Source organism: Georgenia sp. SUBG003 (assembly GCF_000715355.2).
In the GTDB taxonomy this organism is placed as follows: domain Bacteria; phylum Actinomycetota; class Actinomycetes; order Actinomycetales; family Actinomycetaceae; genus Georgenia.
On record NZ_CP180204.1, the window covers coordinates 1,533,351 to 1,549,091 of the forward strand.

The 15,741-nt window shown below is 72.4% G+C and carries 10 protein-coding genes and 4 pseudogenes; 8 read left to right on the plus strand and 6 right to left on the minus strand.

Annotated features, from left to right (window positions below; all coding sequences use genetic code 11):
- Window positions 1–104 precede the first annotated feature (104 nt).
- The 3 genes from DA06_RS07545 to DA06_RS07555 are packed head-to-tail and all read left to right on the plus strand — an operon-like array spanning window position 105 to window position 1,656.
- Window positions 105–257 (plus strand): hypothetical protein, encoded by a 153-nt coding sequence (locus DA06_RS07545; RefSeq protein WP_418607294.1) that lies wholly within the window; start codon window positions 105–107, stop codon window positions 255–257.
- A complete protein-coding gene (locus DA06_RS07550; RefSeq protein ID WP_418607295.1) occupies window positions 254–904 on the plus strand; it encodes a hypothetical protein in 651 nt (216 codons plus the stop codon). The genes DA06_RS07545 and DA06_RS07550 overlap by 4 nt, the downstream gene beginning before the upstream one ends.
- Window positions 889–1,656, plus strand: coding sequence for a hypothetical protein (locus DA06_RS07555; RefSeq protein ID WP_043498789.1), 768 nt, complete (start codon window positions 889–891; stop codon window positions 1,654–1,656). Before DA06_RS07550 ends, DA06_RS07555 begins: the two co-directional genes overlap by 16 nt.
- A 101-nt stretch (window positions 1,657–1,757) precedes the next feature.
- Here DA06_RS07555 and DA06_RS07560 read toward each other — a convergent pair whose 3' ends face one another.
- On the minus strand, window positions 1,758–2,573 hold the full coding sequence (locus DA06_RS07560) for a bifunctional allantoicase/(S)-ureidoglycine aminohydrolase (protein WP_043498791.1): 816 nt from the start codon (window positions 2,571–2,573) through the stop codon (window positions 1,758–1,760).
- Window positions 2,574–2,718: 145 nt separating this feature from the next.
- The gene (locus DA06_RS07565; RefSeq protein ID WP_418607296.1) at window positions 2,719–3,246 is read right to left on the minus strand and encodes a GNAT family N-acetyltransferase; all 528 of its coding nucleotides are present in this window, start codon (window positions 3,244–3,246) and stop codon (window positions 2,719–2,721) included.
- 77 nt (window positions 3,247–3,323) lie between these two features.
- Between DA06_RS07565 and DA06_RS07570 the strand changes: the two genes are divergently transcribed.
- The gene (locus DA06_RS07570; RefSeq protein WP_043498793.1) at window positions 3,324–3,533 is read left to right on the plus strand and encodes a dodecin family protein; all 210 of its coding nucleotides are present in this window, start codon (window positions 3,324–3,326) and stop codon (window positions 3,531–3,533) included.
- A gap of 86 nt (window positions 3,534–3,619) precedes the next feature.
- Here the strand turns inward: DA06_RS07570 and DA06_RS07575 are convergent.
- A pseudogene (locus DA06_RS07575) lies at window positions 3,620–6,265 on the minus strand (ATP-dependent DNA ligase).
- A 265-nt stretch (window positions 6,266–6,530) separates the two neighbouring features.
- Here DA06_RS07575 and DA06_RS07580 point away from each other — a divergent pair.
- The 3 genes and pseudogenes from DA06_RS07580 to DA06_RS07590 form a co-directional block, all read left to right on the plus strand.
- Window positions 6,531–8,173: pseudogene (locus DA06_RS07580) on the plus strand (ABC transporter substrate-binding protein).
- Between the two features lie 177 nt (window positions 8,174–8,350).
- On the plus strand, window positions 8,351–9,352 hold the full coding sequence (locus tag DA06_RS07585) for an ABC transporter permease (RefSeq protein ID WP_418607908.1): 1,002 nt from the start codon (window positions 8,351–8,353) through the stop codon (window positions 9,350–9,352).
- Between the two features lies 1 nt (window position 9,353).
- Window positions 9,354–10,310 (plus strand): annotated as a pseudogene (locus DA06_RS07590) (ABC transporter permease); the annotation flags it as partial.
- 60 nt (window positions 10,311–10,370) lie between these two features.
- Here DA06_RS07590 and DA06_RS07595 read toward each other — a convergent pair.
- Window positions 10,371–11,070, minus strand: a pseudogene (locus tag DA06_RS07595) (methionyl-tRNA formyltransferase); the annotation flags it as partial.
- 346 nt (window positions 11,071–11,416) lie between these two features.
- Between DA06_RS07595 and DA06_RS07600 the strand changes: the two are divergent.
- Entirely contained in the window at window positions 11,417–13,297 is a 1,881-nt protein-coding gene (locus tag DA06_RS07600) for an HNH endonuclease signature motif containing protein (protein ID WP_043498802.1), read from the plus strand.
- On the opposite strand, the gene DA06_RS07605 is transcribed toward DA06_RS07600, so the two are convergent.
- Window positions 13,273–13,965, minus strand: coding sequence for an HAD family hydrolase (locus tag DA06_RS07605; protein WP_418607297.1), 693 nt, complete (start codon window positions 13,963–13,965; stop codon window positions 13,273–13,275). The two genes, DA06_RS07600 and DA06_RS07605, sit on opposite strands and share 25 nt — an antisense overlap.
- 303 nt (window positions 13,966–14,268) lie before the next feature.
- Window positions 14,269–15,633: a hypothetical protein gene (locus DA06_RS07610; RefSeq protein WP_052436490.1), complete on the minus strand. Its 1,365-nt coding sequence runs from the start codon at window positions 15,631–15,633 to the stop codon at window positions 14,269–14,271.
- Window positions 15,634–15,741 lie beyond the last annotated feature (108 nt).

The following is a 15,741-nucleotide window of genomic DNA, read 5'->3' on the forward strand; positions in this document are numbered from 1 at the left end:
GCCCGGGCGGAGCGGGCGCTCGAGGCCGCGGGGGCAGGCCCCCGGCCCCCCTCGCGGGCGTCGTCGACGACGTCGCGCCTGCCGCCGGAGCGACCAGCCGGCACGTGCGCTACCTCCTCGGCATCCCGGGCCGGCCGACGGAGTTCCTCGCCCTCACGCTCGCCGTCCTCGAGCCCGCCGACGATCCTGACGCGGACCTGGGCGACGCGCTCACCGAGCTGTTCGACGCCGTCGTCTCCACCCTGCGGTGGTCGTGACCGTGCACGTCCACCTCTCCCCCGACCCCCGCGTGTGGGTGCCGGTCCCGATGGCCTGGCCGACGGCGCAGCACCCCTCCGCCGAGGCGTGGGCGCGGACCGCGGGGCCCGCCCTCGTCGCCGAGCAGGGCATCGACGACGCCGAACTCGGCGAGCGGCTCGGCATCGTGCTGTCCGCCGTCGCGGCGACGGCCCACCCGGACCACGTGCAGGCCCGCTTCCTCCACCTGCCCGACGTGCGGGCCGGGTTCATGCTGCTCGAGGTCTCCGCCGTCGAGACCGACCCGTCGGCGAACCGGCACCTGGTGCACCGTGCGCTCACCGAGGCGGACCGTGAGCCGGACCTCGGCGCGGTGCAGGTGGAGGCCGTCGCCCTCCCCGACGGGCGCGCGCTGCTCCGCGTGCTGCGCTTCGACCGGCCGTCGGCCGCCGGCCCCGTGATCGGGATCCTCCGTCACGCCGTCCGCCTGCCGGCGCTCCCCGGAGCGCGCGGGGCGGTCGACGTGGTCACCACGATCACCGGTTCGGACCTCGAGGCGCTGCTGCGCACGCTCGGCGACGTCGAGTCCCTGCTGGAGGAGGCCCGCTGGGCCCCCGACGCCCCGGAGAACCACGAGGAGAAGGAGCACGTGTGGACGGCGAGCTGAGCGCGGGGACCGTCGCGGTCCTCGTGGTGGTCGTGGCGGCCGTCATCGCCGTCATGGTGGCGGTCCAGGGCCGCCGGGAGAAGACGTACAAGGAGTCGAAGCGGACCTTCGCCCGGGGCGGCGGCTGGCGCCGGTTCCCCGCGGACATCCTCGCCGAGGACTGGACGGGCGCGCCCTTCCGTCCGGGCAGGGACAGCTACGCCGCGGACATCAACGTGACGGAGCGTGAGGGGCTGCGCGCCTTCTTCCTGAAGTACGTCTACCTGACCACCGACCAGATCATGGCGGACGGCCGCCGGACGAAGAAGGAGCACCTGGTGGTCGGGGTCGACCTGCCCGCGGCGCTGCCCGAGATCGCCTTCGAGCGCGGCGCGCGCGCGGGGATCGTCGCGGCCGTGGGCGGGCAGGACATCTCCGTCGGGCACCCGGAGGTCGACGGCACCTGGCGCATCACCTCGGCCGACGAGGAGTACGCCCGCGCTCTCGTGCAGGGGGCGTTCGCCCACGCGCTGACCGCGCCGGAGCTGCGCGGCGGAAGCCTCCGCCTCTCGGGCTCCACGCTGCTGTGGTGGCAGAAAGGGTTCGACCTCACCGAGGTGCTGCGCACCGTGCAGCGGGTCGAGCCGGCGCTCGTCGCGCTCGCCCGCGCGGTCCCGGCCGACCTGGTGCGGACCCACGGGGCGCCGCCGCGCCCGCTGCTGCCCACGGAGCCCCTGCCGCCCACGGCCGCCGCACCGCCGTCCGCCGGGTGATCGCCCCCGGCGGGTGAACACCCCGGCCGGTGAACACCCCGGGGCGTCCACGCGGCCGACGGTCGCGCCCTGTTGCGCGTCGGGCGGCCCGCCCGCACCTCTCAGAGCACGATCTGCCGGTTGACGTCCTTGTACAGCAGGTAGCGGAAGTTGGACGGGCCGCCGGCGTAGCAGGCCTGCGGGCAGAACGCGCGCAGCGACATGAAGTCGCCCTCCTGCACCTCCACCCAGTCGCCGTTGAGGCGGTAGACCGCCTTGCCCTCGAGCACGTACAGGCCGTGCTCCATCACGTGCGTCTCGGCGAACGGGATCGACGCGCCCGGCTCGAACGTCACGATGTTGACGTGCATGTCGTAGGCGAGGTCGTCCACCGGGAGCATGCGGGTGGTGCGCCACCTGTTGCCGGTGTCCGGCATGGCGACCGGCTCGACATCCTGCTCGTTGCCGAACACCGGTCGGGCCACGTAGCCCTCGAGCGGCTCGTAGGCCTTGCGGATCCAGTGGAACTGCACGGGCCCGGCACCGGCGTTGCGCACGTGCCAGCTCGTGCCGGCGGGTGCGTAAGCGAACCCGCCGGGCGCGAGCACGTGCGTCTCCCCCTCGATCGTCACGGTCAGCTCGCCGGTCACCACGAGCACGAAGCCCTCGACGGTGTGCTGCGGTTCGGGACGCCCCGAGCCTCCCTCGGGCTCGAGCTCCATGAGGTACTGGGCGAACGTCGTCGCGCCGCCGGCGACGGGGCGGTTCAGGATCCAGGCCCGGGTGCCGGTCCAGTCGGGCAGGACGCTCGTGACGATGTCGCGCAGCACCCCGCGCGGGATGACCGTGTACGCCTCGGTGACGATGGCACGGTCCGTCAGCAGGTCGGTCTGCGGCGGGAGCCCGGCGGGGTTGGAGTAGTAGTGCGCCTGCGTCATCGAGGACCTCCGCCTCGTCGGGGAACCTGTCACGCCCATCATGGCCGCTTCCGCTTCGTGGAACAAGCCTTCCGTTGCGCTTGCCCGGGAGGGAACGCCTGGCCTCGGTGACGGCGCCCTGGAGCGCCGCGCGCGCGGTGGAGCGTCAGACGGTGAGCCTGCCCGCAGTGGGGGCACCGAAGCAGACGCTCAGGTCGGCGACGTCGACGTACTGCCCGTACGGCGGGATCTCCCGCCAGCCTCGCGCCTGGTAGAACACGACCGCCTCGGGCACCGGCGTGCCGGTGTGCAGGACCAGCGCGTCGTCCCCCGACTGCGCCGCGGCCGCCCGCAGCTCCGCGAGCAGCAGCGTGGCCAGGCCCCGACGTCGATGACCTGGTGCGACGTAGAGCTTCTTGACCTCGTGGCCGGCGCTCGCCCCGTCGACGTCGACGGGCTCAGGCATCCTGCGCAGCGCCCCGCAGGCGACGGCCTCGCCGTCGTCCTCGACGAGGAGGGTCAGGGTGATCTCCTCCGGCGCGGCGGCCAGGGCCGGGCCGAGACGGGGCCCGTGACCGGCGAGGCGCGGGTCGAGCTCCTCGCTCATGGCCGCACGGAGCCCGGCAGCCGCCGGGTCGTCCCACGCGACCTCGCGGACGTTGACGGAGCTGGCATGCCGGGACACGGGGAGCATGTCTACCACGTTGCGCTCCGCACGGTCCGCCCCGACCATGGTGCCCACGCAGCAGGATCGCTCGACGAGGAGGAACTATGGCTGCATCTGTCGCAAGGATCACGACGATCAGCGTCCGGTCCGACACGAGCTTCGAGGACGCCGTCAGGGTGGGCGTGGAGCGGGCGTCCCAGACGTTGCGGCACGTCTCCGGCGCGTGGGTCAAGGACCAGAAGGTCGAGCTGACCGACGGCAAGATCACGAGCTTCCACGTGGTCCTCGAGGTCAGCTTCGTCCTGGACGACTGACCCGGGCCTCGAAGGCCCTCGGCACGGGGACTCCGGCCTGGCGGCCCGCGTCGTCAGGACCAGCTCCGGGCCGGAGGCCGGCGTGGTCAGGACAGCTCGACGACGACGTCGGCCGGGTCCTTGTCCGGGCGCCACCCGCGCCAGCGCGGATGACGCATCCGCCGGTCCGTGGTCCACTCCGACAGCGCCACCTCGGCCACGCGGACAGGGTTGACCCAGTGGGCGTCCCGGGCGTCCAGCTTGGGCACGCCCTCGGCGGGCGGCGTCCTGCGGGAGATGCTGCGGAGCTCCTCGACCCAGTCGCGGGTCTCCCGCTCGGTGAAGCCGGACCCGACGCGCCCGGCGTACCGCAGCCCGCCGTCGTCGTCCGGCACGGCCAGCAGGAGCGAGCCGACGGCGCCGTCGCGGGTGCCTGACCGGGCCGCCAGCCGATCACGACCGCCTCCTGCGTGAGCAGGTGCTTGAGCTTGATCCACGCCCGCGAGCGGCGTCCGGGGGTGTAGCCGGAGTCGCGGCGCTTCGCCATCACGCCCTCCAGCCCCCACCGCAGCGACGCCTCCATCGCCGCCTCGACGTCCCCCTCGAACGCGTCCGGGATCTCCACGCGCCGGTGCCGGCCGGGGTCGACGATCTCGCGCAGCCGCGCCCGGCGCTCGTCGTACGTCTCGCGCAGGAACGACGCCCCGTCCGCCTCGAGGACGTCGAAGAGCATCAGGTGCACCGGCGTGCTCTGCGCCAGCCGCGCGATCTCGCGCTCCCGCGTGAGGTTGAAGCGCTGCTGCAGCCGCGAGAAGCTCGGCCTTCCCCGCTCGTCCAGGGCGACGATCTCGCCGTCGAGCACGGCGCTCCTCGCACCGGTCACCGCCACGGAGATGTCGGAGAGCTCCGGGTACAGGGCGGTGACGTCGTTGCCGTTGCGGCTGATCAGGCGGACTCCGCCGTCCTCGTCCACCACGACGATCGCGCGAACCCCGTCCCACTTCATCTCCAGGGCCCAGTCGACACCCTTGGTGAGATCGCGCTGCTCCCCCAGCGTCGCCATCATCGGCGACGGCGGAGCCCCGTCCGGGCGAGACGACGGCGGAGCCTCGTCGCGGCGTGAACCGCCGCCACGGGGACCGCCGTCCCTACCGCGCGCCCGGCCACTGCCGGCACCCGGCCCGTCGAGTGCGACATCTTTCGGGTGGCGAGCGGAGACGCGCGACACCCGGTCCGACTCCATCAGGTGGATGAGCCAGTGGTTCTCCTCGCCGGAACCGCCGCGTCCGCCGGTTCGGATCAGCGCCACCCGTGCACCGTCGCCGGGCCCGTCAGGCCCGGCGAGGCCGCCGCCCTCACGTCCCGACAGGATGACGATGACCTCCTTGCCCTCGTGCCACTTCTCCAGCACGTAGGTGCCCTCGTCCCAGATGCGCACGTCTCCCCCGCCGTACTCACCCTTCGGGATGGTGCCCTCGAAGGAGCCGTACTCCATGGGGTGGTCCTCGGTCTGCACGGCGAGGTGGTTCTCCCGCGGATCGACGGGCACGCCCTTGGGCAGCGCCCAGCTCACGAGCACGCCCGCGTGGGCGAGGCGGAAGTCCAGGTGCCACCGGCTGGCGTGGTGCTCCTGGATCACGAAGGACAGCTCGGACCCGCTGCCCGTGACGCTCTCCGGCACCGGCTCGGGGGGTGAGTTCAGGGTCGCGCATGGCGCGGTAGCGCGCCAGCCGGTCCCCGACGGCGAGCGCCGACCGCCCGGGGGCGCCGGCGCCGCCGCCCTCGACGATCTCCCGCTCGGCGCTGGCGCGGCGTGCGGAGTCGGCGGTGCGCTCGCCGGGGTCCTCGTAGGGAACGTCCCCGCCGCCGTAGAGATCCGCCATGGGGTCGCCGATGGTGCCGACGCGTTCGAGGACCTCCTGGTACTCCAGATGATCGAGGTCGCCGTCGAGCTCGTCCCAGGTGCGCGGCGCGGCGACGGTCGGGCGGTGCCGCCCGCGCAGGGAGTACGGGGCGATGGTCGTCTTCGAGGCGTTGTTCTGCGACCAGTCGACGAGCACCTTCCCGCCGCGCAGCGACTTCTTCATGTCGGAGACGACGAGGTCCTTGTGGTCCGCCTCCAGCGCACGGGCGAGCTCGTGCGCGACCGCGTTGATCTCGTCCGAGCTGTGCGAACCGTCCACGGCGGCGTACAGGTGGATGCCCTTCGACCCGGAGGTCACGGGCACCGGGCTCAGGCCCATGCCCTGCAGCAGCGTGCGCGCCAGCCGCGCCACCTCCGCGCACTCCGCCAGGCCGACACCGGGGCCCGGGTCGAGGTCGAGGACGATCCGGTCGGGGTTGCGGGGGCGCCCGTCCGAGCCGAACCGCCACTGCGGCACGTGGATCTCGAGCGCCGCGACCTGCCCGAGCCAGGCCAGCGTGGCGGCGTCGTCGACCAGCGGGTAGGTCTTCGGGCCGGAGGAGTGCTCGATGTCGGCCCGCACCACCCAGGAGGGCGCCGAGGACTCGAGGTCCTTGACGAAGAAGAACTCCCCCGGGCTCTCCGTGGTCCCTACTCCGTCCGGCCAGCGCTTGCGGGTGGCGGGCCGGCCGGTGCAGTGCGGGATCATCACGGGCGCGATGCGGGCGAGGTAGCCGAGCACCTCGGCCTTGGTGGTGCCGGTCTCGGGGTAGAGCACCTTCGACAGGTTGGTCACGCGCAGGCGGCGGCCCTCGATCTGCACGGTCTCGGGCTGGTCGCGGGTGGGCATGCCCCATCGTGGCCCGCCGCGGCGCACGACGCACCCGTGCGAACCGGCGCAGGGAGCCGGACTCCCGGGCGTTTCCGGACGTCCAGCGCCGCGCCGCCCGGGACCGGCGGGTGCGCCCACGGACGGTTGCATTTGTGCATCGCCGAGGGCCTTTGGTCGGTGGCGAGGCCCGGGTGTGTTAGACAAGGGCCTTCCGAGACGTGGCTCACAGCCCGCGCCGGTTCCGGGCACACGGGGTGCCCGCCAGAACAGAAGAGGAATACCCATGGCACCTGCAGGAACACGACGACGTGCGCTCTGCGCCGTCGGCGCCTCCGCGGCCCTCGCCCTCGTGCTGGCCGCCTGCGCGGAGACGGACGACCGCGGGACGACCAACGGCACCGGCGGCACGGGCGGCGGCGGGAGCATCACCGTCGGCACCACGGACGTCATCACCGCCCTCGACCCGGCCGGGTCGTACGACAACGGTTCCTTCGCGGTGCAGAACCAGGTGTTCCCGTTCCTGATGAACACCCCCTACGGGAGCCCCGACGTCGAGCCGGACATCGCCGAGTCCGCCGAGTTCACCGCCCCGGCCGAGTACACGGTCAAGCTCAAGGAGGGCCTCACCTTCGCCAACGGCAACGAGCTGACGGCCTCGGACGTGAAGTTCACCTTCGACCGCCAGCTGGCGATCGCCGACCCCAACGGCCCGTCCTCGCTGCTGTACAACCTGGACAGCGTCGAGGTCGTCGACGACCTCACCGCCGTCTTCCACCTCAAGAACCCCCGACGACGTCATCTTCCCGCAGATCCTCTCCTCCCCCGGTGGGCCCGATCGTCGACGAGGACGTCTTCTCCGCCGACTCCGTCACGCCGTCGGACGAGATCGTGTCGGGCAACGCCTTCGCCGGGCAGTACACGATCACCGACTACACCGAGAACGAGCTCATCCGGTACGAGGCGTTCGACGGGTACGACGGCGTCCTCGGCGCCGCCGAGACGGGGACGGTCACGGCGCAGTACTTCACCGAGGAGACCTCCCTGAAGCTCGCGGTGCAGGAGGGCGACGTCGACGTGGCGTTCCGCTCCCTGAGCCCGACGGACCTCAAGGACCTCGAGGGGGCGGACAACCTCACCATCCACGACGGCCCCGGCGGGGAGATCCGCTACATCGTCTTCAACTTCAACACCCAGCCCTACGGCGCCGAGACGCCGGAGGCCGACGAGGCCAAGGCCCTGGCCGTGCGCCAGGCGGTGGCGCACAGTCTCGACCGGCAGGCCCTGTCGGAGGAGATCTACGCCGGCACCTACACGCCGCTGTACTCCTACGTCCCCGAGGGCCTCACGGGCGCGGCCGAGCCGCTCAAGGAGCTGTACGGCGACGGCCAGGGCGGCGCCGACGCGGACGCCGCCGCGCAGGTGCTGGCCGACGCCGGCGTGGAGACCCCTGTCGAGCTGAACCTCCAGTACAGCCCGGACCACTACGGCAACTCCTCCGACGACGAGTACGCGCTCATCCAGAGCCAGCTCGAGGCGGACGGGCTCTTCGAGGTGAACCTCGCCTCGACCCTCTGGGACACCTACTCCACCGAGCGCCGCGAGGACCTCTACCCCGCGTACCAGCTGGGCTGGTTCCCGGACTACTCCGACGCCGACAACTACCTCACGCCGTTCTTCCTCACGGAGAACTTCCTGGGCAACCACTACGAGGACCAGGAGGTCAACGACCTCATCATCGAGCAGGCCACCACGCCCGACGAGGCCGAGCGCACGGCGAAGATCGAGCAGATCCAGCAGCTCGTCGCCGAGGACCTCTCCACCGTGCCGTACCTCCAGGGTGCCCAGGTCGCGGTCGCCCAGAACGACATCCAGGGCGTCACCCTCGACGCGTCGTTCAAGTTCCGCTACGCGCCGCTGACGCGCTGAGCCGCCCGGACGGGACGCCGCCCCCCGGCGGCGTCCCGTCCCCGCGCTCCCGACCGCGGCCCGCCGCCGCGGTCCTCGCACCACCCGAAGGAGCATCACCCGTTGGCGATCGTCGACGAACGAACCGTCGAGGCGGCCCCCACGGTCAGGGCGCAGGGCTCCGGCCTGCTGCGCTACATGGTCGTCCGCTTCCTGCTCATCATCCCCACGGTCTTCATCCTCGTGACCCTCGTCTTCTTCCTGATGAGGGTCGCGGGCGACCCGATCACCGCCTCCGTGGGCGGCCGGCTCACCGAGGCCCAGCTCGCCGAGCGGCTCGCCGCCGCGGGGTACGACCGGCCGGTGATCGTGCAGTACGGGGAGTACCTCGGCCAGATCGTCACCGGCGACTTCGGGCGCACCGTCACCGACGACCGCGAGATCAGCGACATCCTCCTCACCTACGGCACGGCCACGCTGGAGCTGGTCGTCTTCGCGCTGATCGTGGCCTTCGCGGTAGGCGTCCCGCTCGGCATGCAGGCCGCCGCCCGCCGCGACCGCCTCCCCGACGCCGTGCTGCGCGTCTTCGCGATCCTCTGCTACGCCACCCCGGTCTTCTTCGCCGGCCTCCTGCTGCAGCTGGTCTTCTCGGTCTGGCTGGGCTGGTTCCCGCTGTCCGGGCGCGCCAGCCCGGACGTCCAGCTCATCCTCGGCCGCATCTCGGGATCGACGGGCATCAACATCGTCGACTCGTTGCGCACCGGCCGCTGGGACCTCATCTCCGACGTCCTGGCCCACGTGGCCCTGCCTGCCATCACCCTGGGGCTGCTCACGGCGGGGGTGTTCCTCCGTCTGGTGCGCACGAACCTGATCGGGACGCTCGGACGCGAGTACGTCGACGCCGCGCGGTCGCGCGGGGTCGGCGAGCGCCGGCTCCTGCGCAAGCACGCGTACAAGCCCGCGCTGATCCCCGTCATCACCGTGATGGGCCTGCAGATCGCCCTGCTGATGGGCGGCGCCGTCCTCACCGAGACCACGTTCGAGTGGCGGGGCCTCGGCTTCACCCTCGCCCAGTACCTGGGCGCACGTGACTTCGTCGCCGTCCAGGGCATCGTCGCGCTCCTGGCCGTGATCGTGGCGGTGACGAACTTCCTCGTCGACGTCCTCGCCGCGCTCATCGACCCGAGGGTGAGGTACTGAGATGACCACCGTCGTCCACGGCACCTCCCGCGAGCCCCGCTGGCACAAGCTGCCCGTGATCTGGCAGCTGCGCCAGAGCGTCGGCCTGCAGCGCGGCATGCTCGTCGCCGGCCTGCTGCTGTGCCTGATGTTCGTCCTCATGGCGCTCCTCGCCCCCGCGCTCGCGCCGTACTCCTTCAACCAGCTCTCCGACGACGGCGGCAGCTTCCCCCGCACCGCCCCGCCCAGCGACGCGCATCCCTGGGGCACGACCGTCGGCGGCTTCGACGTTCTCTCCCGGGTCATCTGGGGCGCCCAGACCGCGATCTCGACGGTGGTCATCGCCATCGCCGCCTCGCTCTTCCTCGGCGTGCTGCTGGGCCTGCTCTCCGGCTACCTCGGCGGCTGGCTCGACCGCGTCCTCGTCACGATCGCGGACGCCGTCTACGCCTTCCCGACCCTGCTGCTGGCGATCGTCATGTCGATCGTCATCTCGGGCGGGCAGTCGTCGAAGTGGGGCGGCATCATGGCGGCCGCGATCTCGATCACCGTGGTGTTCGTGCCGCAGTACTTCCGGGTGGTGCGCGCCGAGACGGTCCGGCTCAAGGCCGAGCCGTTCGTCGAGTCCGCGCAGGTGATCGGCGCCTCCACCGGTCGGATCCTGTTCCGCCACGTGCTGCGCAACGCCACCCGGTCGCTGCCGCTGATCATCACCCTCAACGCCTCGGAGGCGATCCTCACGCTCGCCGGCCTCGGCTTCCTCGGCTTCGGCATCGTGCCGACCGCGGCCGCCGAGTGGGGGTACGACCTCAACCGCGCACTCTCCGACGTCGCCTCCGGCATCTGGTGGACGGGGGTCTTCCCCGGCCTCGCCATCGTGCTCCTGGTCATGGGCGTCACGCTGGTCGGCGAGGGCCTGAACGACCTGTCCGACCCCCGCCTGCGCATCCGTCGCCGGGTGGCCGGGAAGGTCACGGCCACCACCGGGGCCGCCGCCGACCTCGCCGCCGCCCCGGCGCCGGCGGTCCGGGTGCCGTCAGGCGCCGGGGGCGGGCGTGCAGCCACGGATGAGCCTGTCCACGGCCATGGCGGGGTCGGCCCAGCGAACGGCAGCGTCGGCGACCTCGAGCTTCGGGGCGAGGCTTACGCCGTCGGCGGGCTGGCGGCTCGGGCCGTGCGGTGGCGGCGGCGATGGAGTCGAGGGCGGCGACGAGAAGGCCGGCTCCGCTGCCGGCGAGGCGGGCGAGCAGGTCGCCGGCCGTGTCGCGCGGGCCGATCGCCTCGGTGAGGGTCCCGTAGACCGGCCCGGTGTCCAGACCTTCCTCGAGCTGGAAGACGCTGGCGCCGGTGATCTCGTCGCCGGCGATGATGGCGCGCTGCACCGGGGCCGCACCGCGCCAGGCGGGCAGCAGGGAGAAGTGGAGGTTGACCCAGCCGTGCCTCGGGACGTCGAGAAGGTGGGGTGGCACGAGCCCCCCGAACGCGACGACGGGCGCTACGTCGAGGTCGAGCTCCATGATCCGTTCGGCGATTCCGTCCTCACGAAGGCTGCGGGGCGTCAGGACCTCGATCCCCTCCTGCCGGGCGAGCTCGGCGACGGGGCTCTGATGAAGGGTGCGGCCGCGGCCCCGGCGTGCGTCGGGCCGTGTCAGGACGGCGACGACGTCGTGCTCCGAGTCGATGAGGGCACGCAGGCTCGGCAGTGCCACCTCGGGCGTGCCGGCGAACAGGAGGCGCATGGTGACTGAGTCTAGGTGCCGGGCCGAACAGCGGCTCTGGCACGTCGCAGTCGGGGCGGCGGCTCTGGCACGTCGCAGTCGGACGGCGGCTCTGGCACCTCACAGTCGGGGCGGCGCTCTGGCACGTCGCGGCCGCGGCGGCGGCTCTGGCGCCTCCCGGTCGGGGCGGCGCTTCACGACGGCGCAGGACGTCGGGTGGCACGCCTCCTCGCACACGCTGGATAGGCCGGGTTCACAGGCACTCAGGTGCCACGGCATCCACAGGACCTCCGCCGACGATCCCCGATGTCGGACGGCGCCGGTAGCGTCTGGTACAAGCGTTCGAACTCGATGGGAGAGATCAGCCATGTCGCTCGCGACGGCCGTGGAAGGCGCGGAGACCATCGGTCCCGCGGCTCTTCTGCGGGCGGTGCGGGACGCGGTCGGTGCACTCCGTGAGCAGGCCACCGCCACTGCGGCAAGGTCTTGGCAGCCCGCGGAACGCGAGGACGTCATCGGTGGGCTCGACGCCGTGATCCGCGACCTGACCGTCTACCGCGGCCGGGTTCTCCTGGCGCACAAGGAGGACGGCCGGTGGGGCTCCGCTCGCGACCGCGACTTCGTGGACTGGCGGGCCCGGACCACCGGCGCCGGGCGCGGCTCGGCGTCCGGGGAGCTCACCGTGGCCGCGGGGTTGGACGCGATGCCGGACGTCGCCCGGGCCGTGGACACAGGCGCCCTCAACATCGAGCATGCGAGGGCGTTGGCCCGCGTGCGCGAGGGTGCTTCCGACGAGGTGAAGAAGGCCCTCGACTCCGGCGTTGCCGCCGACCTTGTCGAGCACGCGAAGAACAAGAACCTCAGTGCGCCCGAACTCGCCAAGGAGGCGCGACGGCGGGCTGCGAAGATCGACGCCGAAGCGGCTCAGGAAGCCTTCGACGCGACCTGGCGTCGGAGGTCGGTGTCCTTCGGGAGGTCCGCCGGAGGCGGCCGGTCCGGACGGTGGCAGCTCGACGAAGTCGGTGGCGTGCTGGTCGAGACGGCGCTCGACACCGTCGCCGGCCCCCTCGCCGCCGACGACTCGCGCTCCCGTGAGCAACGCCACGCCGACGCGCTCGTCATGCTTGCGTCGAGGGCGTTGCAGGTCGGCGCAGATCTCAACGGAGCGCAGGTCCGCCCGCACGTCGCGCTGGTGATCGACGAGGAGAGCTGGGTGGCGTCACGGACCCATCTCGAGGCGGTCGACGAGACGACGGCGGCCAAGGTCGACGAGACGCACGGCTCTGGTGCCGCGTTCGGTCTCCGTGCCGACGGCTCTCAGGCAGATGTCGAGGCGGTGCAGAGATCTGCGGCGTGCACCGTCTCCGCCAGACCCACCGGCAGGCCTCGCCTACCCGACGTCGCCCCGGCCGAGCTCGAGGACGGCACCGTCGTCCCGCTGCGGGAGCTGCTGCGTCTGGTGTGCGACTGCGAGATCACGCGCGTCGTCATGACGGCCGGGTCCGCACCGCTGGACGTCGGCCTGACGCAGCGGACCTTCACCCGCGAGCTGCGTCGGGCCGTGACCACACGGGACAGGACCTGCGTCTGGCCGGGTTGCACGATCCGGGCGGCTTGGTCGGAGGTCCACCACATCGTGTGGTACTCCCGCGGTGGCCCGACGTCGGCAGCGAACGCTGCGACGCTGTGCACCTATCATCACCACGTCGTACACAACGAGAACATCAGGATCGTGCCGCTCACCGACGGGTTCGCGTTCTACCGGGCCGACGGCTCTCTGCTCGGGACAAGACATCGAGCCCCTCGTGGGCGCGGGCAGCCCGCTCCGGACGAGGTTCCGCGCTCGCCCTCGCCACCCCCTCGGGCCGCTGCGCTTCTCGATGCCTGGGACAAGGTCCGCACGAGCGACGGCGCGACCACGCCTCAACTGTCAGAGGCGCATCCGTCCAAATCCCGGTCATCCTCTGCGTCGGGCTCCCCCGCTTCGCCGGGTTCGCCCGCTGCACCCGGTTCTCCCACCGCAACGGTCTCATCCGCTGTGCCGGGCTCGTCCACCGCAACGGTCTCATCCGCTGCGCTGGGCTCGTCCACCGCAACGGTCTCATCCGCTGCGCCGGACTCGTCCACCGCAACGGTCTCGCCCGCTTCGCAGCGTTCCGCGACTTCCGTCCTTGCCGGACGGCCACACCGCCTGCCGTTGTGGGACGACGGAGACCTGCCGCCTCAGCCAGCCGAGCCACCATTCTGATGTCCCGGCGCATCGCGTAGGAACCCGAGCTGAACGAGGTCCGCACGGAGCTGGGCCGCGTCGGTGAAGAGAACCCCGCGGATTCCGACGGACTCTGCCCCTGCGACGTTCGCGGGAGAGTCGTCCACGAACACCGTCGCCTCCGGCCGGAGATCGTGACGTTCTAGAACGATCTTGAAGATCGCCCGGTCGGGTTTGACGACGCCCTCCCGCCCCGACACGACGACGCTCTCGAGACGCTCGATCACCGGTGCCGACACTGCTGCGTGGTGGAAAGTCTCGGCCGACCAGTTGGTCAGGCCGACGAGACGAACGCCGGCGGCCGCGAGCTCCTCGACGATCGCGGTCGTCCCGGCAACCGGTCCGGTTAGGGTGGCGGCGAAGTTGCTGCAGTACCGGGCGAGGGTGGACCGGTGCTCCGGGTGGCTCGCCGCGACGCGCTCAATCGCCTCGGCGTGCGACAGGCCGGCGTCCATCGCATGATTCACAGCCGGAAAGTCGACCGTCGCCGAAAAGGTCTCCCACTCGTCCCTGGTCATCCTGTCCGACAGCGCGAGGTAGGGCTCCCACCCTACGAGGACCCGTCCGAGGTCGAAGACAACCGTGTCGTAGGCGGCAGGGCTTGCTCCGAGGGTTTCCGGGCGAGCAGCGCGTGCGATCCGTTCCACCAGCCCATCCTGCACGCACGGGGTCATCCGTGCTCCAGTATGGTCGCCCGTCCGCGTCAGCTCGTCGGCGGGTCGTCCCCCTGGGTGAGCGTGTCGCCACGTCTGGTCACAGGGCCTCAGCTGCGGCTGCCGAGGGGTGTCCTCTGTCGTCCGGGGGCGACTGGGGTGCGGTTGCCGGAGGGACGTCCTCTGTTCTCCGAGGCGCCTCAGATCCGGTTGCCGGAGGGGCGACCGCTCTCGTCAGAGCGTCGCCTCGGCCGGGCGGCGCCGTCTCTAGCTAGAGACTGCGCCCCGCACTGCGGGTCACCAGAGGTCGGGCGGGTCCACCTGCATCCGGACGGCGCCGTCCTCCTTGCGTGCGCTCCGGACGGCCGAAGCCTGCGCGAGCCGCTTTGCGAGTTCTGCACCTGACCGGCGAGGGGCGCGTAGCAGGGCGCGCACGTCACCATCCTCGACCTCCACCGGACCCAGCACCTCAAGCCCGTCGAAACGAACGAGGTGATCGAGCAGCGAGTGCACCGCTCGCGGGGCTCCCTGAAGAGATGCCATGTGCGCGGCAGGCGGGAAGGCGAGTTCTCTGCGCTCGCTCAGCTCGCGGGCCGCGAAGCCGGCAGGGTCCCACCGCACCATCGCCTGAGCCGGGACGGGGGCCGGTCGGCCGAGCAGCATGATGGTTCCGCCGTCGGCTGCGCCGCGAACGAGCGCCGCGGCCCCGAGCCACCGGCGTAGCGCCTCCGCAGAGGCCCACAGCTCGGGGCGCGACGTCATCGCCGCGGCGTCGAGGATGAGCGCGGCGGCGTACCCCCCCGCTGCCGTCGGCTCGGCACCCGGTGTCGCCACCACGAGCCGCGACCTGTCGTCGACCGTCTCGACGACGCCGTGGCTGCCGCTGGCCCCGGACACCACCACAGGTACGGACGGGAACGCCCGGCCGAGCTCCTCGGCGGTGCGCGACGAGCCCACCCGGGCCGCCCTGAGCGCGCCGTGGCCGCAGGTCGGACAGTGCCAGTTCGTGGCGTGACGCCCGCACCACGAGCATGTCGGGGCCGCCCCCGTCCGCTCGAGGCGCAAGGGCCCGTGACAGGCGCCGCACCGTGCCGGCTCCCGGCAACGCGCGCAGGCCACGACGGGCAGGTAACCCCCACGGGCCACCTGGACCAGCACGGGACCACGCTCGAGCGCCGAGCGCGCGAGCTCCCACGCCGGACGCGGGATGCGAGCGGCGGCCGCCGGGCCCTCGCGGGCCAGGTCGACGTCGGACGGAGCGAGCACACGCGGGGCCGCCTCCCGTACGACGGCTCGCGGCGCCTGCACCGGGTGCGCCCATCCCCGCTCGACGAGCAGCTGTGCCTCCACGGTGCGGGCGAAGCCGCCGACGAGGAGGGCCGCCCCCTCGAGGTCTGCGCGCAGCGCGAGCACCTGCCTCGTGTGCGCGTACGGGGCGCGAGGCTCCGCGAGGCGGTCGTCGCCGTCGTCGAAGACGACGGCGAGCCCGAGGTCGACCACCGGAGCAAACGCCGCGGCACGTGTGCCGACGACCACGCGGACGTCGCCGAGCAGCACCCCGAGGAAGGCGCGGTAACGGCGGGCGGGCCCGTCGTCGGCCGTCAGACGCGCGACCGGTTCGTCAGGAAGTGCGTCCTTGACTGCGGCGACGACGTCGTCCACCTGTCGGTTGGTGGGAAGGACTACCAGGACCCCGCGCCCAGAGGCGAGTGTTGCGTGCGCCGCCTCCGCGATCGCAGCCGTCCACGGCGCAGGTCGCGCTGCGCCGGA

Bases quoted from the DNA above. Each gene is read 5' to 3' on its own strand.
- DA06_RS07560 (WP_043498791.1), bottom strand. From the start codon at position 2,573: ATGACGCAGGCGCACTACTACTCCAACCCCGCCGGGCTCCCGCCGCAG.
- DA06_RS07585 (WP_418607908.1), top strand. From the start codon at position 8,351: ATGGTCGTCCGCTTCCTGCTCATCATCCCCACGGTCTTCATCCTCGTG.
- DA06_RS07565 (WP_418607296.1), bottom strand. From the start codon at position 3,246: ATGCTCCCCGTGTCCCGGCATGCCAGCTCCGTCAACGTCCGCGAGGTC.
- DA06_RS07600 (WP_043498802.1), top strand. From the start codon at position 11,417: ATGTCGCTCGCGACGGCCGTGGAAGGCGCGGAGACCATCGGTCCCGCG.
- DA06_RS07570 (WP_043498793.1), top strand. From the start codon at position 3,324: ATGGCTGCATCTGTCGCAAGGATCACGACGATCAGCGTCCGGTCCGAC.